This is a genomic window from Nocardia asteroides (assembly GCF_021183625.1).
Classification (GTDB): domain Bacteria; phylum Actinomycetota; class Actinomycetes; order Mycobacteriales; family Mycobacteriaceae; genus Nocardia; species Nocardia asteroides_A.
In genome coordinates, this window is sequence record NZ_CP089214.1 from 3,714,008 (window position 1) to 3,733,245 (window position 19,238).

Consider the following 19,238-nt stretch of genomic DNA (forward strand, 5'->3'; position numbering starts at 1 on the left):
GCCGATGGACGCACCGGAACCCCCGGCGGCCACCCAGCCGCCCCCGACCCACCCGGAGAACGCCCCGTGGGCAGCAGCCGACGACGACCGGGCCACGCTCATGGCCGCGCTCTACCACGAGCACGCGACCGTGCTCTGGCGCTACACCCTCGGCCTGGTCCGCGACGCGGGCCGCGCCGAGGACATCGTCCAGGAAACCCTGCTCCGCGCCTGGCAGCGCCCCGCCGTCCTCGACCAATCCACCCATTCGGCCAGAGCCTGGCTCTTCACCGTCGCCAGGAACCTCGCCGTGGATGAACACCGCAGCGCCCGCAACCGCCGCGAATTCCGCACCGACGCCCCACCCGAGCAGTCCACGCCCGACCACTCCGACCGTGCCCTCGACGGCTGGCTGGTCGCCGACGCCCTGGCCAAACTCGGCGCCGACCACCGCGAGGTAATCGTGCGCGCCTACTATCGCGGGCTCTCGACCCAACAGATCGCCGAGGAACTGGGTATCCCACCCGGGACGGTGAAATCCCGCATGCACTACGGCATGCGGGCCCTACGTCTCACGCTGCAGGAAATGGGGGTGACGAACCGATGACCGACATCGTCGACGACTACACGACGTGGGACGCGCCGTATGTGCTCGGGTCGCTCACCCGGGCGGAACGGCTGGAGTTCGAGGAGCACCTGGAGGGGTGCTCGCGGTGCCGGGATGCCGTCGCCGAGCTGGCCGGGATGCCGGGGTTGCTCGGGCTGATCGGTGCCGAGACCGCGCTGGAACTCGGCTCCGCGCCGGAACCCGAATCTCCCGAGGCCCCTGCCGACCTGCTCCCCCGGCTCGCCGCCGCGAGCGAACGGCAGCGCCGCCGCTCCCGCTGGGTCTCGGCGGGCGCCGCGCTCGCCGCCGCCGCCGCTGCCGTCGCCATCGCGGTCCCGGTGGTCACCGCGGTGACCGCTGACTCGGACCCGGTGAGCACCGAGCAGGTCTTCGCGGAGCGGTCGATGGAGCCGTTGCGGGCGAGTCCGGTCTCGGCCGACTTCCGGCTGCTGGCCGAGGGTGATCGCACCCGGATCGAGATGACCTGCAGTTACGCGCCCGGCGATGCTCGCTACACCTGGGAGTTCGGGCTGGTCGCCACCGGCGTGGACGGCACCCGATGGAATCTCGGGCAGTGGCCTGCGGGGCCGGGGGATGTGGTGACGCTGGAACGCACCGTCCCCACCACCCCGGAGCGCATCCGCAGTGTCGAGATCACCTCCGCCGCCACCGGCGACACGGTGCTCCTCGGCACGGTCTGAGTACGCCGGTGGCTCGTCCGGGCGGGACGGGTCACCGGCTCCGGTGGTCTCTTTGCGACACGTCCAACGTGGGCGTCGGTAGACGTACTGGCCTGGAGTATTGCCGTCACGCGCATCTCGGCGACATCCAACATGGTGCTGGCAATGACGAGTCGGCGTCGTTCACCCCTGGGTCCATTGCCCGATAACTGTGGTTATCGCGCTACTGACCCTGCGGCGGCGCGGTCCCCGATCGCGTCGGCGCCGGGCCGGAGCAATGTCGGTACAGTGCAAAGCGGGCGGTCGAAGCCAGTTGAGGTGGCTTCGACCGCCCACTTGCTGTCCCTGGAATGCCCTGGTCAGGCGGCGTCGTCGCGGGGATCGAGCATCGGTACGCCTCCCTCCTTCGCGGCGTCGTCGACCCAGTGGATGAAGGTCAGGATCGAGCCGCCGGCGTAGCGGCGGACCCGGTCCTGGATGGCCCGCAGGTCGTGGCCGGGCAGGAAGTCCCGCCGCGAACTCTCCCCGCACCCGCACGCGCACGGACGCAGCCGGAACTCGGCCTCCTCGGGCAGCTCGATGTAGCCGACCGGGTTCTGGGAGTTGTTCGACGCCGGGTCGGGCCGGCCGATCCAGGCGTCGTAGACCGGGTGTCCCGCGCTCAGCAGCGGCCCCTGGACCGCGAACCGGTCGTCGTACGGCACGACTTTCTCGACCTCGCCGATCGCGAGGACCTTCCCGCCGCCGACGATCAGCGCGAACTTCTCCCGCCCTAGCCGCTCGGAGTTGGCCTTCCACGTCCCGCGCCCGGACTCCCAGGCCTCCTCCTCGGTCATCCGCGGGAACCAGCCCACCCAGGGCCGGCCCATCGGGTCGGCGGGGACTTCGGAGTAGTGGGCGAGCTTGAACCGTACAGCCATAGTGGCACCTCTTCTATCGCGGTCAGTACGAGAATGATAGTAGACCATCTTTGCATTCCAGTCAAAACAAGTATCTAGCCCATCTTTTCTGGATGACTCGGAACGATGGCCTCTCAACTCTTTTATCCGGTAAGCAAGGTTGGGCGATAGCGGGCGGTCAGCGGTGGATCGGCCCTGGTGACTGGGTGGTACGGCTTGGTGTCGCGCAGAATCGGGCGATGTTCGGGTGGGTTAGCGCCATCGGCGCAAAGGAGTGGAAGCCGGCCGCTGCGGATGCGCGGGAGGTGATCGGTAAGCGGCGGGCAGCGCTCGGGCGCCGCGTGTCCCGGGTCCGGCTGCTACCCGCGGTGCTGGCCGCGCTTCTCGCCGGGCTGGTGGTCGCCTTCGGCGCCTACGGCGTCCTGCGCGCGATCACCCCGGTCGACGTGACCAAGACCGCCGCGGAGATCGACGTCACCCGGGTCGCGCTCACCGTCGTGGCCGGGGTCGGCGGGGTCGTCGCGCTGGTGATCGCCTACCGCCGCCAGCGCGACCTCGAACAGTCGCGGTTCGTCGAGCGCTTCGGCGCCGCCGCCTCCCAGCTCGGCGCCACCGACGTCGCGGTCCGCATCGCCGGGGTCTACGCCATGGCCGGCGTCGCCGACGAAACCGAAGGCTCCCGCCGCCAGCAATGCATCGACGTCCTCTGCGGCTACCTGCGCCTGCCCTATGACCCCGACCACGGCGCCAGCGGCCGCACCGAGCTCACCACCACCCGCCCCCGCATCGAGTACGAACCCGCCCGCGGCACGATCGAGGAGCGCGTCACCTACCGGCAGAACGACCGCGAAGTCCGCGCCACCATCGTCCACGTCATCGCCGACCACCTCCGCCCAGAAGCCGAATACAGCTGGTCCGACCGCAACTTCGACTTCCGCAACGCCCACCTCGAAAACGCCGACTTCGACCGCGCAACGTTCCGCGGCACCGCCCGCTTCACCGGCGCGACCTTCTCCGGACCCACCGCCTTCAAGGACACCACGTTCTGCGGTGACGCCTGGTTCGAGCACACGACGTTCTCCGGTGACGCCGTGTTCCTGAAAGCGAGCTTCTCCGCCGAGACCGAGTTCGAGGGTGCGACGTTCTCCGGCAACACCTTCTTCTCGGACGCGATCCTGTCCCACCCCTCCGGATTCGCGTACACCGTGTTCTCCGGCGCCATCACCCGGTTCGATCGCACGAGGTTCGCGCACAACACCATGTTCAGGAACGCGACCTTCTCCAGCGACACCGAGTTCAGGGGCACGACGTTCACCCACCTCACCGACTTCGTCGGCGTCACGTTCGCCGGCGCCGCCACCCGATTCGAGGACGTGGACTTCGGTGACCTCTGGGTCTCGTTCGATGAGCCGATGCGATGGGGGCCGCCGGCGCCGACGTTCGATTGGGACAGCGACCTCAGCCGCAAGCCAGGCAATGTCGAACCGCAGGGTTGGCCACCCGTCGCGTCACCAGCCCCGTAGCAGGGGCCCGACCTCGCAGAAGCTGGCCACCGATAAGCGGGGACTCGAGAGGTCAGCTCGTCGGCGGAGCAGCCGACTCTTAATCAGCGGGTTCGGAATAGGGCGTTTCTTGGCGGTTGCCGGTCCTTGGCCAGCGCGAGGCGGGATCAAGGATGAGGCCGCAAGCGGTGTGCTGGGGTCCCAGCTACCTACGGACGGTGACCATCACCGCCACGAGCTGAGTCCAGAGTCAACTACCACCCGAGACAGGACAATCACGCGAGGGGCGCAGACCACTAGTCGAGACCACTCCACGACCACCGCTCGGCCGGAACGAGGACCGAATCATCGATGGGTTCTCGGCCGAACTCGAAGCGCTGCTTCACTTCAGCCGAAGTCGCGAGAAATTCCTCGAACATGCCCGCCCCCGGCAGACGCTCGGCCAGCACCCGCACCTCATCCTCCAACCCAGCCTCCCCCAACCACTCCAGCAGCCCGGCCACCCCGCCCGGGTCGTCGAGGACGGCGTGCGCGGCGGCACGCTCGGCCAGCACCCGCACCTGATCCTCCAACCCGGCCTTCCCCAACTCCTTCAGCAGCCCGGCCACCCCGGGCGGGGAGTCGAGGGTGGCGTGCTTCCCGAACCCCTCCAGCAGCCCGGCCACGTCGCCCGAAACGTCGAGGACGGCGTGCGCGGCAGCGCGCTCGGCCAGCACCCGCACCTGATCCTCCAACCCAGCCTCCCGCAACCACTCCAGCAGCCCGGCCACGTCGCCCGAAACGTCGAGGGCGGTGTGCGCGGCAGCGCGCTCGGCCAGCACCCGCACCTGATCCTCCAACCCAGCCTCCCCCAACTCCTTCAGCAGCCCGGCCACCCCGACCGGGTCGTCGAGGGCGGTGTGTGCGGCAGCGCGCTCGGCCAGCACCCGCACCTGATCCTCCAACCCAGCCTCCCGCAACCACTCCAGCAGCCAGGCCACCCTGCCCGAGTCGTCGAGGGCGGCGTGCGCGGCAGCGCGCTCGGCCAGCACCCGCACCTGATCCTCCAACCCAGCCTCCCGCAACCACTCCAGCAGCCAGGCCACCCCGACCGGGTCATCGAGGGCGGTGTGTGCGGCAGCGCGCTCGGCCAGCACCCGCACCTGATCCTCCAACCCAGCTTCCCCCCACCCATGCAGCAGCCAGGCCACCCCGACCGGGTCGTCGAGGGCGGTGTGTGCGGCAGCGCGCTCGGCCAGCACCCGCACCTGGGCCTCCAACCCAGCCTCCCGCAACTCCTTCAGCAGCCGGGCCACCCTGCCCGGGTCGTCGAGGGCGGTGTGCGCGGCAGCGCGCTCGGCCAGCACCCGCACCTGGGCCTCCAACCCAGCCTCCCGCAACTCCTTCAGCAGCCAGGCCACCCCGCCCGGGTCGAGGGCGGCGTGCGCGGCAGCGCGCTCGGCCAGCACCCGCACCTGATCCTCCAACCCGGTCTTCCCCAACTCCTTCAGCAGCCAGGCCACCCTGCCCGAGTCGTCGAGGGCGGCGTGCGCGGCAGCGCGCTCGGCCAGCACCCGCACCTGATCCTCCAACCCAGCCTCCCGCAACCACTCCAGCAGCCCGGCCACCCCGCCCGGGTCGAGGGCGGCGTGCGCGGCAGCGCGCTCGGCCAGCACCCGCACCTGATCCTCCAACCCAGCCTCCCGCAACCACTCCAGCAGCCGGGCCACCCCGCCCGGGTCGTCGAGGACGGTGTGCGCGGCAGCGCGCTCGGCCAGCACCCGCACCTGGGCCTCCAACCCAGCCTCCCGCAACTCCTTCAGCAGCCGGGCCACCCCGCCCGGGTCGTCGAGGGCGGTGTGCGCGGCAGCGCGCTCGGCCAGCACCCGCACCTGGGCCTCCAACCCAGCCTCCCGCAACTCCTTCAGCAGCCGGGCCACCCTGCCCGGGTCGTCGAGGGCGGCGTGCGCGGCGGCCCAGTCCGCAGGTTGCGGGTTGTCGAAGGGCAGGGTCACGAGGGCAGCGGCGGCGGCGCTGTGGCCGCGATGGGTGGCGTTCTTCCATAGTTGGGCGGCGTCGCGGTAGTGCCCGCGATCCCAGCCAGCGTGGGCGAGGGTGTTCTGGGGGTCGGGGCCGGCGTGGCGGGCCGCGGCAGTCCAGAACTCATACGGTGGGGTCCGCTGGCCACGGGTTCGGCGACCGTGTTGGTCGAGGTAGTCGGCCAACTGATACACCGGTCGCCCTGACCCGCTGGTACGCGCTCGCCGCCGAGCTCCGCCCGTAGGTGCGTGTGCGTCTTGGCAGTCGTTGGTAGGGGTGATCGGGCCGCGGGCGCCCTTGCATTTATGGCTGGTCTCGGCCAGGGCCGCCTCGAACCAGTTGTTCTCGCGGGTGTCCCAGGTGAGTTGGTCGAGGTAGCCGGACGCGGCGTCGCGCAGCAGGGCGAACGGTAGAGCGTTGGGATGGCCCAGCCGGACCAGGTCCATCGCCGCTTCGATCACCGCTTTCCCGAACGGGCCGGCGAGGTTCTTGTAGAAGTGGACCAGTTCTGGTCCCCCGGCCAGGTACTGGGTGATCCTGCCCTCTTCGGCCTTCTCGATCGCCATCTCCAGACGCGGATCCTGCGGCGCGGCGGCGCGCATCGCGTCCAGGTCGGTGCCGGTGAACTTCTCGGGCACCGGGACCGTGGCCGGTTCCAGCAGCCTGCGGGTAGCTGATCCGTGATCGGAGCACAGAGCGGTGTAGTGCTCGTGCCACAAACTGCCCAGCACCAGGATCGGCGCCCGGCGGGGATCGGCCAGCACGCTCTGGAGCTGTTCGGCGAGCCGGCCACGCTCCTGGTCCCCCAGCGGCAGGAAATAGCGTTGAGTTTCGTTGAGCCACACCACGGTGCGCGACCCGAGACGCCCCAGCTGCTCGCTCAGCTCTTCGGGGCGATACGGCGAGGGATGCCACAACCGCCACCCTCCACCCGCCCGCAGCGGCTCCAGCGCCTGCCACAGGGCGCGGGTCTTCCCGGTTGAGGAATCGCCGAGCAGCACCACCATCGCGCTCGCACCGCCGAGCGCCTGCTCCACCACCCCCGCGACCGTCACGTCGTGAGCACGCCGCACATACGGCGGCAACCCGCTCACCACGGCCGCGCTCCGGTCGGTGACCGTGATCGTTTCGTGGACCTCGAGAGCGAACGGATCCAGCACCTGATCCAACGCCACGCCCGGCCGGAGCCGGGCATCGGAGTCCGCCCGCTCGTGCGCGGCCTTCCACTCGCCGAGCTCGTCGTCGGTGACACCCCACGCCCACAGCACCGGTGCCAGGTTCGCCCATTGCGGGAAGTACTTTCCGTGCACCCAGCCGTGGATCGTGGCCTGGACGGTGGTCACGTCCGGATGCTTGGTCAGCTTCACGTAGCTGATCCCCGCACTCTTGTGCAGAGCGTGCAGCGCCGCATGCAGGTCCTCGCGTGTATGCACCTCGCGTGGGTCGACCACCAACCCGCTCCCCTTCCTCGGTCCGCCATCCTGGCGTTCGGTGTCGTTCAGCCAGGCCACCCCAGCCCGGCCCCTCATCCTGGACCCGGCCACGACCTGCCCGCGCCGGATGCACCGAACAGCCCGCTCGGACAACGCTTACCAGCATGAACGCCACCGAGATCGTCGCCGTCATCGCTGTCATCGTGCTCGTCCTGCACAACGTTGCCCGGATCCCCGCCGCGCTCACCGAGATCCTGAACGCCTGCAAACCCCTCGTGCGCGCCGCCCGCGAACTCGTCGCGCTCGTCCGCAACGACACCACCCCCACCGAGGACACCCGCCACCCCGGCCACGACCGGGACCCTCCCTGCTGATCCCCGGCATCACGAAACCCCTGGCGGGCGCCGAGCACCCGCTGGGGGTTTCGCGCGTCGAAGACCAATCCACACCCCGAGGTTCCGGCCGTGCCTGGCAGCCGCAACCCGCAGCAGCACGCCACGCGGCCGGGGCAGGGCAGGACAGGTCAGTGGTGTTGCAGGCACCCCGCTCACCACCGGAACCAGAGCTCGGGCCCGGCGCGCCGGGCCGGTGCAGTGGGCCGCTCGGCCGCCAGCGGCTGTCGGTAGTTCGAATGACCGTGGGTTGCAGGGTTTTCGGCTAGGGTCGCCGGGCCGGTGCACCGTGGTGGCTGGTTTCGGCGTGCTGGGAGGGTGGTTGTGGAGATCGAGTTGAGCAAGGCCGTGGTCGGGCTGCGCGATGAGCTGCTGGCGGCATCGGCTGCTGGTGCGGGTTCGGCGTTGCCGTTCGTGGTGGGTCCGATCGAGTTGTCGTTCGAGGTCGAGCTGCGCGCGGATACCAAGGCCAAGGCGGGGTTCAAGGCGTGGGTGCTCACCGGCGAGGTCGAGGCCGGTACCGGGCGCACCCGCCGCCACCGGGTGAGCGTGACCCTGACCCCGCAAGCACCCGGCGGCGGGGACATCCTGGTCGGCAGCGAGGCCGCCGCCGCGGGCGAGGACGGCCCCGGCGACCTGTCCGGGCGCATCCCGGACTAGACGAGCGACGAGGGGGCTGGGGCGGTGCAGCGTGAGCGGGTGTTCCGGGTCACCGGCGCGGCGGCCGGGTCGGGGTATCTGATCGCTGCGCGGCTGGTGCTGACCTCGGCCCACGTCGTCGGCGACAAGGCCAAGGTGTCGATGTTTCGGCCCGGATTCGGCGGCCGCTACACCGGCACGGTGGTGTGGCGGGGCAGCCCCGGCGGGCGTGATGATGCCGCGCTGGTCCTGCTCGACGACCCCACCTGGACGCCGGAGCCGGCCCGCCCGGTGGTGTGGGGCCGGCTCGTCACCGACCGACCGAGGACGGACTGCCAGACGTGGGGGCTGCCGGACTTCGCCCAGCGCGAGGGCGCCGCGGCGGAGGGCGCGCAGCACACCGGGTGGATCAACCCGGGCAGCGGCACCGCGACCAACCATCACGTCGTCGAGCTCACCGAGTCCCCACCCACCGCCGCCTCGGGCAGCTCGCCGTGGCAGGGGATCTCCGGGGCCGCGGTGTTCTGCGAAGGGCTGCTGGCCGGGGTGGTCGCCGCGGACCCCGAACACCGCGAGCATGCCGCGCTGAAGGCGGTGCCGGCTTACGTGCTGCTGGCCGACCCGCAGTTCCGGGCCGCGGTCGAGAAGCATGCCGGGGCGGCGGGGTTGCGGTGGGAGCCGGTCGAGCTGGCCGGGTTGATGGATCAGCAGTCGCCGTTGCGGTTCTCGCCGGTGATGGGTTCGCCGGCGGGTCTGCTGCAGGCCCGCCGTGCGGTGGTGCCGTTCCGGCCCGGCCGCGAGCAACTGCTCGACGAACTCCACGCGTGGGCGAGCGAGCCCGGGGTCGGGGTACGGCTGCTGCACGGTCCGGGCGGGCAGGGCAAGACCCGGCTGGCGCACTACTTCGGTGAACAGCTCGCCGGGGCGCGGTGGTCGGTGCTGTGGCTCGACCCCGCTCATACCGATCCTGGCCGGTTACAGGGCCTCGGACAGGTGCGCACCCCGCTGCTGGTGATCGTCGACTACGCCGAGTCCCGCCCCGACCAGCTCCCCGTCCTGTTCGACGCCGTGGCCACAGCGGCGGCGGTGCCGGGCCGGAAGGTCAAGGTGGTGTTGCTGGCCCGCACGAGTGGGGACTGGTGGACCGACATCGCCGCGGGCAGCGCCGGCGCGGAGGAGATCACCGAGCTGGCCCGCGCCACCACCCTGGCCGCCCTGGACGCCACCGCGACCGGCCGCGAGGCCACCTACCGGGCCGCGGTCGCGGCCTTCGCCGCCGTCCTGCCCGCTCTGGCGCAGACCGGCGCCCACGACTGGCAGGACGCGGCTGCCCGGGTGCTGGATTCCCCGCCGCGTGATCCCGGGGCGGGGACCACCGTGCTGGGGGTGCAGATGCAGGCCTTGGCCGACCTGCTCGACACCGACGCTCACCTCGACTCCACCCACGCCGGCCGCACCCTGGAAGATCGGGTCCTGATCCACGAGCGCCGCTACTGGCGACACACCATGGCCGGCGCCGGGTTGGCCGAGGTGGGGGTGGCGGTGCTCGAAGACACCGTCGCGGCCACCGCCGTGCTCGGCCCTACCACCCCCGCCGACCTCGACGCGGTGATCGCGACCGTGCCGGAGCTGTCCGGCCAGCCTCTGCTGGGGCGGAAGGTGCGGGGCTGGCTGACCAGTCTCTACCCCGGCCAGACCGACACCGCCTTCGGTGGTCTCGCACCGGACCGCCTCGCCGAGTACCTCGTCGGCCGAACCATCCTCGATCCCGGCCGCACCATCATCGACACCCTCGCCACCACCATCACCGACCCCGACCGGGCCGAGTACCTGCTCACCGTGTGCACCCGCGCCGCCGCCCACCCCGCACTGGCCGCGGCAGGCGAGCACCTCACCCGCTGGTGCGCCCAGAACCCCGCCACCCTGCTGCCCGCCGCGATCGCCGTCGCCACCCGCGTCGAGAAACCCGAGCCCCTCACCACCGCCCTCGACCACACCATCCCCACCACCAGCACCGAAACACTCCAGAACCTGCACGACCTCATCCCGGAACAGACCCAAGCTCTCGCCCCCACCGCGGCCACACTGCTGCAAACCGTGGTAGACCGGCTCCGCCACACCGAGGACCTCGACGCATCGAACCTCGCCGGGAACCTGAACAACCTCGCGATCCGGCTCGGAGCGCTCGGCCGGCCCGAGGACGCCCTGACAGCGAGCGAAGACGCCGTCCGGCTCTGGCAGGCGCTGGCCGACCAGCGCCCCGACATCTACCAGCCCGCCCTCGCCATGAGCCTGAACACCCTAGCGAACCGGCTCGGAGCGCTCGGCCGGCCCGAGGACGCCCTGACAGCGAGCGAAGACGCCACCCAGCTCTGGCAGGCGCTGGCCGACCAGCGCCCCGACACCCACCAGCCCGCCCTCGCCATGAGCCTGAACAACCTCGCGGGCCGGCTCGGCGAGCTGGGCCGGCCCGAGGACGCGCTGACCGCGAGCGAGGAAGCCGTCCGGATCCGGCAGGCGCTGGCCGACCAGCGCCCCAACACCCACCAACCCGCCCTCGCCATGAGCCTGAACAACCTCGCGGTCCAGCTCGCCGAGCTGGGCCGGCCCGAGGACGCCCTGACAGCGATCGAGGAAGCCGTCCGGCTCTACCGGGCGCTGGCCGACCAGCGCCCCAACACCCACCAGCCCGACCTCGCCATGAGCCTGAACAACCTAGCGGTCCAGCTCGCCGAGCTGGGCCGGCCCGAGGACGCCCTGACAGCGATCGAGGAAGCCGTCCGGCTCTACCGGGCGCTGGCCGACCAGCGCCCGGAGGTGTATCAGGCCGCGTTGAGCCAGTCTCGACGGGTAGCTGCCTGGCTTTCCGGCGAAGAGTCGGGTGACATCTGGTAAATCCGTGTGCCCGTCGGCCGTAGTGCGCAGGCCAGCGGTTGTCGCTACAGCGAACAGCGTTAGCCGTGATCCGGGCAGAGCAAGGCACCATCGGTGCTCCAACCTCGCCCGGTGAGCAGCCGCAGCACGACCTCGGGCACCCGCCCGCTGGCCGCGCGGGCCTGGGCGGCGAGCTCGCCGCCGAGCAGCGGGCCTTCCTCGCAGTCCGGGTCGGCGCAGGCGATCGGGAACCGCTGGGTGGGCTGGCATTCGGCGCAGTGCCGGGTCGCGATGAGCCCGCCGTGGTTGTCGGTGGAGGTGTCGAGCTCGTACCAGCGGAACGCCACATCGGCGGCCAGCTGCAGCGGCCCGTAGGCCTGACTGGGCTCGGTCCCGCAGGTCGGGCACGGATCGGCCCGCCGCGCCCGGCCCCGCCCGGCCGAACCGCGCGGCGGCCGCATGATCTCCGCCACCGCCCGCGGCGCCGTCGCGGGCTCCGGAGCGGGCACCGCCGGCGCCGTGATCGCCTCGATGGCGACCACCCGCTGCACCACTTCCGGCGCGGGCGCCGCGGCGACCGGTTCCGGCGGGGCAGCGGCGGCCTCCACCGCGATCCGCGGCTCGGCACCGCGCACGGTATCCGGGCTCGCGGTGCTACCCGGCCTCGCCCCGGCGCGGGGCCGGGTGCCGTCGGTGTTCTTGGCGAGGTGGCCGTAGACGGTGGTGCGGCCGGCGCCGACGATGTCGGCGATCTGCTGCACGGTGTGGGCGCCCTCGTCGTAGAGCCGCTGGGCGAGCGCGGCCTGGTCCGGGGAGAGCTTGGAGGGCCGGCCACCGCGGCGGCCGCGGGCCCGAGCCGCGGCGAGGCCGTCGTGGGTGTTGGCGACGATGAGCTCGCGCTGGAACTCCGCGAGCACCGACAGCATCCCGAACATCGCCCGGCCCTCGGGGGTGTCGGTGTCGATGCCCTGCTCGATCACCTTCAACCCGATCCCGCGCTCACGGAGCTCGGCGCCGAGGGTGACCAGGTGCAGCATCGAACGGCCGAGCCGGTCCAGCCGGGTGATGACCAGGGTGTCGCCCTCCCGAGCGATCCGCAGCACCAGATCCAGCTGGGGCCGGGTGGCCTTGGCACCGGAGGCGACGTCGATGTGGACGTCGCGCTCGGCCACGCCGGCGCGGATGAGCGCGTCGCGTTGGTGGTCGGCGCGCTGCTCGGCGGTGGAGATCCGCCCGTACCCGATCAACATGGGTCGAAAATACCGCCGGACAGGGGTTTTGCGACGTTGATTTCCGACGCGAGTTGCCGACACTCACCACCAGCACCGACGGCTGGCCGGTGGCGGGTGTCGGAAAACGATCATTTCTCGACGGTCGAGCTGCAGACCGGTGAGCGAGTGCGCCCTTCAGCAGTCGGCTGGCACGGTGTCCTTTGCCAGCCGGAACTCGAATCGGATGGCGCCCGGGTTTGGGGAAGGCAGCACGATGGCTGCGCCGCGGCCCGGTGTCCATGCTCGGGGCACCAGGATGTAGTGGTCCCCGATGCGAGTCAGGGGGACCAGCCCGTCGTAGCGGTAGCGGTAAGCGGACTCGGTGTCGGGTTCGGATTTGCAGACCGTGGTCCGGACGTCTGTCTTCGGGAGATGGAGATCCTTCTCGCTGTAGATGACGACATGCGATTGCGCGGGGAGTTGTGCGGCCCACTCCCGGGCGCGTGTCTGTCCGACCGCGACGGAGTAGTCGGTGGCGATCCAGAACAAGCTGATGCCGACCATGATGAACAGGATCGACCATTCCGCGATGGCGGCCGGCGGTGGTTGTGGCGGCGTGGCTTCGGGCTGGGCTTCACGTTGTCGATTGCGCCGTTGCACCACGAGCAGCCACAGCATCAGCACGCCCACGATGATCGATATCGGCGCCACGCACAGCCCGCTGTTGAGCGGGGTCACGAAGTACATACGCGACAGACCGTTGAGGAAGACCCCAGCGGCGATCACCGCGATCGAGACGCTGGCCCACCGTGGTAGCCGACGGTCACGGACCTTGCCCGGTAGGGCGGTGTACCCCCACAGCAGAGCCATCCCGATCGTGCCGATGATGATCAACGGCACGAACAAGGCGTCGACGGTGCGCATCAGGTATTCGCGGATGCTCGGGTTCAGCGTGGTGGAATCGACCCCGAAGTAGTGGAAGAACCAGTAGACGTGCGCCCAGCCGAAGTAGAACAGCACGGCTGTCAGCAGCGTCGTCGGTGCCACCACCTGGCCGATCGACCTCGCGACATGGGTGAATCCGTCGAATGCCGACCCGGTCGCGGCGACCGGCGCTCGCTCTTCCGGCGACGACCCAGCATCGTCCACAGCGCTAGGAAGTGGGAACGGGTTTGGTGGCCCCGTTCCCTGTCGGCGGCTCGCTCTCCGTCGGCGGCTCGCTCTCCGTCGGCTCGTCGTCGGGGCTCTTCGGGTCCGATCCCTCCACGGCGCAGGGCAGCTTCTGTGGTTCCAATGTCCCTGTGTACAGCGTCAAGGTCGAGCCGCGCGGCAGGATCTGCCATCCGTTGGGGGACCTGTAGGGAAATTCGTCGGCGTTCTCCGGATCTTCGCCAGCTTTGCTGATGCCGATGGTCTGGACGAATTCGCAAATGCTGTATCCGTTGTATTCGTCGCCGTCGCCCTGCACGACCTCCACGTTGACGCAACCGCCGCACGCGATGGCTATCCACTCCACCGCGTTGGCGTGGATAGCACTGATCGCGCCGCCAATAGACTCGGTGAAGGCCGGGATGCGGATTGGCGCACCTGGCGCCGGTCCGCCATTGTTGTTCCTCGGAAGTCCAGGCGCTCCTCCCGAGCCAAGTGAGCCTCCCGACCCGGAAGCCGACTCAGGCGCTGGTGTCTGTGCGATGGATACCGAAGCGCTCGACGGTGTCGCCGCCGCGCTGCCGGTCATCCTCTCCGCACCGCCGGCTCCGGTTCCGGGCGGCGATGCGGCACACGCCGCGAGCGATAGTGCCAGCCCCGGCAGGAGCATCATCCGCCGGACGAACATGTCCTTCTCCTTCGTCTTGAAAGATTCGCGTCGGTACGTGATCGCTCACTGTGCGCTCCTCAGCGTCCGCCAGGCGGCGGCTCGATCGCGCAGGTAGCCGGCTACCCGATCCCGGGCAGGGCGGACTGGAGTTCACCGGCATCCCGCGCCCGAGTGGGTGTCAGCCGATGTAGGTTTCGCGGATTGCGATCTCACCGTTCGCGCACAGCCGGACGACACCGAGCTTCTCGGCTACCACGATCGCGGTCGTGTCCGAGGCGGTCGGCGTGAGCAGTTGCCAACCCTTGTGCGGTGTGCCGGTGTACTCCCACACCTCCCCTGTGGTGTGGCGCTGGTAGAGGCTCCTGCTCCCGGCGCCGATGTCGGTGGTGGCGGGGTTCTTGTCCAGCTCCTGCCACCCCGTGAAGGGGGTGCCGGTGTACTTCCAGATCCGACCGTTACCGTGCCGCTGGTACAGGACCCCGGGTGCCGCGGCAAGCTGCACGGTGACGGGGTTCTTGTCCAGCTCCTGCCAGACGTACGGCTTGCCGGTGTACTTCCAGATCCTGCCGTTGGCATGCCGCTGGAACAGATCGGACCCCGCGGCCACGATCTCGACCGTCGCCGGGTTCTTGTCCAGCTCCTGCCACCCCGTGAAGGGGGTGCCGGTGTACTTCCAGATCCGACCGTTACCGTGCCGCTGGTACAGGACCCCGGGTGCCGCGGCAAGCTGCACGGTGACGGGGTTCTTGTCCAGCTCCTGCCAGACGTACGGCTTGCCGGTGTACTTCCAGATCCTGCCGTTGGCATGCCGCTGGAACAGATCGGACCCCGCGGCCACGATCTCGACCGTCGCCGGGTTCTTGTCCAGCTCCTGCCACCCCGTGAGCGGAGTGCCGGTGTACCGGAAAATCCGGCCGTCGCTGTGCCGCTGGTAGAGATCCGAGGTACCTGCAGCGAGCTGCACCGTGGCCGGGTTCTTGTCCAGCACTGACCAGAAGGTCGCCATGAGATTCCTGCATTTCTTACGGTCAGCAACCCATTAATCGACCCGGGAAGCTGTGCGAATGAAGTGCCGGAGTCGACGGCACCGTTGCGGGTCCAGGCACGCGGAAGCACAACAGAGGCATTCACACTGTGGTGCGCGTTGCCGAGGGAGACCGATCGCTGTACAACAAGCGATCAGCAGCGGATAGCGCCCGGGCGCCGGCCCTTCGGGAAGAGCACCCGGCGAGCGTCCGAAGGCCTCCAGCCAGGGATGAGACCTGGGTCGGAGCCTCGGAAGACTGGGTCAAGCGCGGAAGAGCAGTCCGCGCAGCACCGCGATTATCGATCGATGGGTAGTGACACTTCAATCCCCCTTGCCAGGCCGAAGCCTGCTGTGCCGGCTCCTGTCCTGCCCCGAGCAGTCAACCGCAGCCGAGGACGATTGGCAGCAACAGCATGCGCCCGTCTCCCGCTCCCCGCTATGCCCCTCATTCGAGGGGCACCAGCCGCACCACGAACCCCACCGGCGTAGCGAGTGTCGCCCCATGCATGGTCGGAACGACCCTCCGAAAGGCCCTTGAACTGCCGATTCGATGCAGGGACGAACGCCTAGAAAGCCGGGATCAGCCCACGATCAGGGTGAACGATATTGCATCTGCAACTGCAAATGGACTTACGTCAACCCCCCTAGGTGCGGGACCAATGCCTGCAAAAATGAAGCTTTCAATGCCTGGTCCTGCACCAAGGACCTCCACCTTCCCCCGGCTGCCGAAGCGACCGCTGCAGCAGCAGCCAAGCGCGGGCGCCCCGACCGAGAGGCACCGCGTCGGTCGGCACCTCGGAGCATCGGGAACATTCCGACACCGGCGAACGGCTCCACCCGAGCCGGCGCGGCCTAGCCACTACAGCCGACGAGTCGACCTCCGGTCGAGCACCAGCCGACCTGAGCAACCCTTCGATACCAACTGGTGCTACTGGATCGCCGACTGTTCGTAAAACGAACTTGGTCTCAACCGGTCACCGCATCACTGCAGGTGAATGATGTCTGGTCGTGGAGGCGATGGTGGGCGGAGTGGTCGGTCGGTTCAGCGGGGAGCAGCAGGAGCGGATCTGGGACGGCTGGCGTGGCGGGGAGTCACTCGGGCTGATCGCCGGCGAGGTCGGGAGTACTCGCCCGCGGGTCGCACGATTGCTGCGGGCCAGTGGTGGGATCCGCCCGGTGCCTCGCCGCCGCCGGGCCGGACATCTGTCACTCGTCGAGCGGGAGGAGATCTCGCGAGGGATCGCCGCGGGCTGGTCGGCCCGGGTGATCGCGCAACGCGTTGGTAGGACGGCCTCGACGGTGTCACGGGAGATCGCCCGCAACGGCGGCAGAGAGGCCTATCGAGCGGTGGTGGCCGACTCGGCGGCGTTCGAGCGGGCGCGGCACCCGAAGCTGAGCAAGCTCGCCACCGATGCGTTGTTGCGTGAGGTGGTCGCGGCGAAGCTGGGCCAGGACTGGTCGCCGCAGCAGATCGCGTGGTGGCTGCGCCGCTGCCACCCCGGTGGGGCCCGGCGGTGGGTCTCGCATGAGTCGATCTACCGGGACCTGTACACGCCGTCACGGAAGTCACTCGACAGCAGCATGTTTCACCGACTGCGCAACGAGCGCCCGTGTCGGCGGCCGCGCCGCAAGACCGGGTCACACGGGCGTGGCCGGATCAGGAACATGGTCTCGATCCACGACCGCCCTGCCGAGGCCGACACCCGCGCGGTGGCCGGGCACTGGGAGGGAGATCTGGTGTTCGGGACACGGCCCTCGGCGGTGGCGACGCTGGTCGACCGCGCGACCCGCTACACGATGGTCGTGGCACTGCCCGACGGGTACCGGGCCGAGGCGGTCGCGGCAGCGTTGATCGATCACCTGGGTAGGTTGCCAGTGTCGTTGTGCAGGTCTCTGACCTGGGATCGGGGTAGGGAGATGGCGGCTCACGCCGCCGTCACCGCCGCGTTGTCGATGCCGGTGTATTTCTGCGATCCCCACCATCCCTGGCAGCGCGGCACGAACGAGAACACGAACCGGCTGCTGCGTCAGTACCCGCGCAAGAACGCCGATCTATCGACGTTGTCCCAGCACGAGCTCGACGCGATGGCCGCGAAGCTCAACCATCGTCCCCGGCTCGTGCTCGATTGGGCCGCCCCGGCCGAGGTCTTCGACACCGGATACCTGCAGCAGCGGCCGGCGGCACCGGTGGCCCGGTCGGCTTGCGATCATCGGACATCATGAGCGCCCGTGGACTACCCGACCTCGACGTGGTTCGAGTGCAGCGATGGTGCGCAAGCCAGGTACCCGAGCAGCTGCGCGGTGAGATCCGCGTCGAGTGCGACATCGCGCCCCGGCATCTGACGATCTGCGAGTGCCGACCGCCCTGGGAAGACGACCTCGGCCCCGAGTGGACCCGATTCCCCATCGCGCGCCTGCACCACACCAAGGCCACCGGGCTCTGGACTTTGTACTGGCGTGACCGGCACATGAAGTTCCACCGGTACCAGCCACTTGCGCCCAGCCCGCACGTCCAGGACCTGCTCGACTACCTCGACCAGCGAGCCGACCCCATCTTCTGGGGCTGACCCAGCCGACAACTACCCTGACGATGCACTGACCGGTTGAGACCAAGTTCGAGCTTGCCTTCGGCAAATGCACAGCGGCCACTGTCCGACTGCGTGGTCGCAGAGTGCTCGTCGGTCGTAGGGCTACGCCTGGAACTCTCCGGCCGACATGCCGGCTACGAAGGCTACCCAGGACGGCCTTGAGAACGTCAGAGCCGCGACACCCGGATTCTTGGAGTCCCGGACACCCAACTGCCCGTCGGGCAGGTACGCAACCTCCACGCAGTTCCCCTGATCAGCGCTGTAACTCGACTTGAACCAGCGGGGTTCACTCACTGCTCGAACTCCTTGACCATCTTCCGGAGCAGGCTTCTGCTCGCGTCCTCACCCAGCGTATGCCGTTGCAGGCGACGTGTGACATCCACGTACTGGGCCACTTCGCCTGGCTTCTCCAGATACATGCTTCCAGTGAGCGATTCCAGGTGAATGGCCGGCGGCGACGCCGGGTCCTCGAATTCCAGCATCGCGTAGTGGCCGATCGGGCTACCCATCGGAATGCCTGCGGCGAAGGGCAGTACGCAAACCGAGACATTGGGTCTCTTTCCTACTTCCGCGAGGTGCCGGAGCTGCGCAGCCATCACGGCGTCGTCCCCGACCCGGCATCGGAGCACCGCCTCGTTCAGGATTACCAGCAGATCGAGCGGGCGGTGCCGCCGGGTAATTCGCACTTGCCGCTCCATGCGCAACGCGAGCAGCCGCTGCCGCTCGTCGCCCGGCCACTCCGGGAAGGTGTTCTCGATCAAAGTGAGCGCGTACTCGGGTATCTGCAGCAGTCCCGGCACGATGGACGGCTGGTACACCGCCATCCGAAAAGCTTCGGCCTCCAGGCCGATATAGACGTCGAAATTCGCCGGAATCACGTCGCCATAGGCGTGCCACCAGCTCTTCTCACCGGCCTTGAGCAGTAGGCCGATCATTGCCTTGATCTGGTCATCCGGCATCTCGTAGACCCGGCAGAGGGCGTCCAGATCGCGCGCCTTCAATCTCGTCTTCTCCGCTGTTTCGAGCCGCTGTAGTACCGACGTGCTGATATCGGCCTCGATCGCCGCTTGCGCGATCGTCAACTTGACGGCCTGCCGCGCGTCGCGCAAATACGCGGCGAGCCGCCGACTTGCGAGTGTCGACCCACTGTCCCCCACCGCTACCCCCGCGAGTCCGTACTGGGTTTCCTGGCCCAAGAGATCGGTTCCCGTTCTGCGGCAACAAGTTACCTGCTGCGGGGTTCTTCGTCGGGGATTACGGAAACAGGATCTCAATGGTGTGGTGGAGCAATGAGCGAGAGCATGCATGATGCCCGTTTGCAGGCCGCGCGGGCCCGAGCCGCGGCACGGGGGCTTGAGGTCCGCAATCGGAAGTCCCCGCCGTGGGGCTTCGAACTTCGGAACCTACGGGATGAAATTCTTGACGAGGGCACGCTGACCGATATGGAGCGCGCGATCTCCTCGATCGATCCTGATGATCGCGTGGAGTCGATCAGGTGACCGCCGATATAGATGACCCCTTGTTGGACGATGCCCGCGAGCGGTACCAGGCAGTCCAGCGGCTCTGGGT

17 protein-coding genes are annotated in these 19,238 nt (G+C 69.3%); 9 read left to right on the top strand and 8 right to left on the bottom strand.

Annotation, left to right across the window (positions count from 1 at the left end; genetic code table 11):
• Positions 1–4: 4 nt before the first annotated feature.
• Complete coding sequence (locus LTT61_RS17705) at positions 5–586, top strand: sigma-70 family RNA polymerase sigma factor (RefSeq protein ID WP_269821753.1); 582 nt, start codon at positions 5–7, stop codon at positions 584–586.
• Complete coding sequence (locus LTT61_RS17710) at positions 583–1,287, top strand: anti-sigma factor family protein (protein ID WP_233015166.1); 705 nt, start codon at positions 583–585, stop codon at positions 1,285–1,287. Before LTT61_RS17705 ends, LTT61_RS17710 begins: the two co-directional genes overlap by 4 nt.
• A gap of 338 nt (positions 1,288–1,625) precedes the next feature.
• Here LTT61_RS17710 and LTT61_RS17715 read toward each other — a convergent pair whose 3' ends face one another.
• Positions 1,626–2,186, bottom strand: coding sequence for a hypothetical protein (locus LTT61_RS17715; protein ID WP_233015167.1), 561 nt, complete (start codon positions 2,184–2,186; stop codon positions 1,626–1,628).
• Between the two features lie 92 nt (positions 2,187–2,278).
• Between LTT61_RS17715 and LTT61_RS17720 the strand changes: the two genes are divergently transcribed.
• A complete protein-coding gene (locus LTT61_RS17720) occupies positions 2,279–3,688 on the top strand; it encodes a pentapeptide repeat-containing protein (protein ID WP_233015170.1) in 1,410 nt (469 codons plus the stop codon).
• Between the two features lie 275 nt (positions 3,689–3,963).
• Here the strand turns inward: LTT61_RS17720 and LTT61_RS17725 are convergent, their stop codons facing one another.
• Positions 3,964–7,137, bottom strand: a complete 3,174-nt coding sequence (locus LTT61_RS17725; RefSeq protein WP_233015172.1) for a hypothetical protein — start codon at positions 7,135–7,137, stop codon at positions 3,964–3,966.
• Between the two features lie 146 nt (positions 7,138–7,283).
• Between LTT61_RS17725 and LTT61_RS17730 the strand changes: the two genes are divergently transcribed.
• The 3 genes from LTT61_RS17730 (at position 7,284) to LTT61_RS17740 (ending at position 11,045) form a co-directional block, all read left to right on the top strand.
• Positions 7,284–7,493, top strand: a complete 210-nt coding sequence (locus LTT61_RS17730; protein WP_233015174.1) for a hypothetical protein — start codon at positions 7,284–7,286, stop codon at positions 7,491–7,493.
• Between the two features lie 342 nt (positions 7,494–7,835).
• Positions 7,836–8,171 carry a trypco2 family protein gene (locus LTT61_RS17735; RefSeq protein ID WP_233015175.1) on the top strand — a complete coding sequence of 112 codons (336 nt, stop codon included), beginning with the start codon at positions 7,836–7,838 and terminating at the stop codon, positions 8,169–8,171.
• A gap of 24 nt (positions 8,172–8,195) precedes the next feature.
• Positions 8,196–11,045 (top strand): tetratricopeptide repeat protein, encoded by a 2,850-nt coding sequence (locus LTT61_RS17740; protein WP_233015177.1) that lies wholly within the window; start codon positions 8,196–8,198, stop codon positions 11,043–11,045.
• A 59-nt stretch (positions 11,046–11,104) separates the two neighbouring features.
• Here LTT61_RS17740 and LTT61_RS17745 read toward each other — a convergent pair whose 3' ends face one another.
• The 4 genes from LTT61_RS17745 to LTT61_RS17760 form a co-directional block, all read right to left on the bottom strand.
• The gene (locus LTT61_RS17745; RefSeq protein WP_233015179.1) at positions 11,105–12,274 is read right to left on the bottom strand and encodes a recombinase family protein; all 1,170 of its coding nucleotides are present in this window, start codon (positions 12,272–12,274) and stop codon (positions 11,105–11,107) included.
• Between the two features lie 156 nt (positions 12,275–12,430).
• Positions 12,431–13,384, bottom strand: coding sequence for a hypothetical protein (locus LTT61_RS17750; RefSeq protein WP_233015181.1), 954 nt, complete (start codon positions 13,382–13,384; stop codon positions 12,431–12,433).
• 4 nt (positions 13,385–13,388) lie between these two features.
• Complete coding sequence (locus tag LTT61_RS17755) at positions 13,389–14,072, bottom strand: hypothetical protein (protein ID WP_233015183.1); 684 nt, start codon at positions 14,070–14,072, stop codon at positions 13,389–13,391.
• A gap of 160 nt (positions 14,073–14,232) precedes the next feature.
• Positions 14,233–15,060 (bottom strand): hypothetical protein, encoded by an 828-nt coding sequence (locus LTT61_RS17760; protein ID WP_233015185.1) that lies wholly within the window; start codon positions 15,058–15,060, stop codon positions 14,233–14,235.
• Positions 15,061–16,098: 1,038 nt separating this feature from the next.
• On the opposite strand from LTT61_RS17760, the gene LTT61_RS17765 reads away from it, so the two are divergent.
• A complete protein-coding gene (locus tag LTT61_RS17765) occupies positions 16,099–17,304 on the top strand; it encodes an IS30 family transposase (RefSeq protein ID WP_233021059.1) in 1,206 nt (401 codons plus the stop codon).
• A complete protein-coding gene (locus LTT61_RS17770; protein WP_233015187.1) occupies positions 17,301–17,648 on the top strand; it encodes a DUF3024 domain-containing protein in 348 nt (115 codons plus the stop codon). The genes LTT61_RS17765 and LTT61_RS17770 overlap by 4 nt, the downstream gene beginning before the upstream one ends.
• Before the next feature lie 123 nt (positions 17,649–17,771).
• Here the strand turns inward: LTT61_RS17770 and LTT61_RS17775 are convergent, their stop codons facing one another.
• A complete protein-coding gene (locus tag LTT61_RS17775; protein WP_233015189.1) occupies positions 17,772–17,963 on the bottom strand; it encodes a DUF397 domain-containing protein in 192 nt (63 codons plus the stop codon).
• Positions 17,960–18,865, bottom strand: a complete 906-nt coding sequence (locus LTT61_RS17780; RefSeq protein ID WP_233015191.1) for a helix-turn-helix domain-containing protein — start codon at positions 18,863–18,865, stop codon at positions 17,960–17,962. The genes LTT61_RS17775 and LTT61_RS17780 overlap by 4 nt, the downstream gene beginning before the upstream one ends.
• A 93-nt stretch (positions 18,866–18,958) precedes the next feature.
• On the opposite strand from LTT61_RS17780, the gene LTT61_RS17785 reads away from it, so the two are divergent.
• Positions 18,959–19,168: a hypothetical protein gene (locus tag LTT61_RS17785; protein ID WP_233015193.1), complete on the top strand. Its 210-nt coding sequence runs from the start codon at positions 18,959–18,961 to the stop codon at positions 19,166–19,168.
• Positions 19,169–19,238 lie beyond the last annotated feature (70 nt).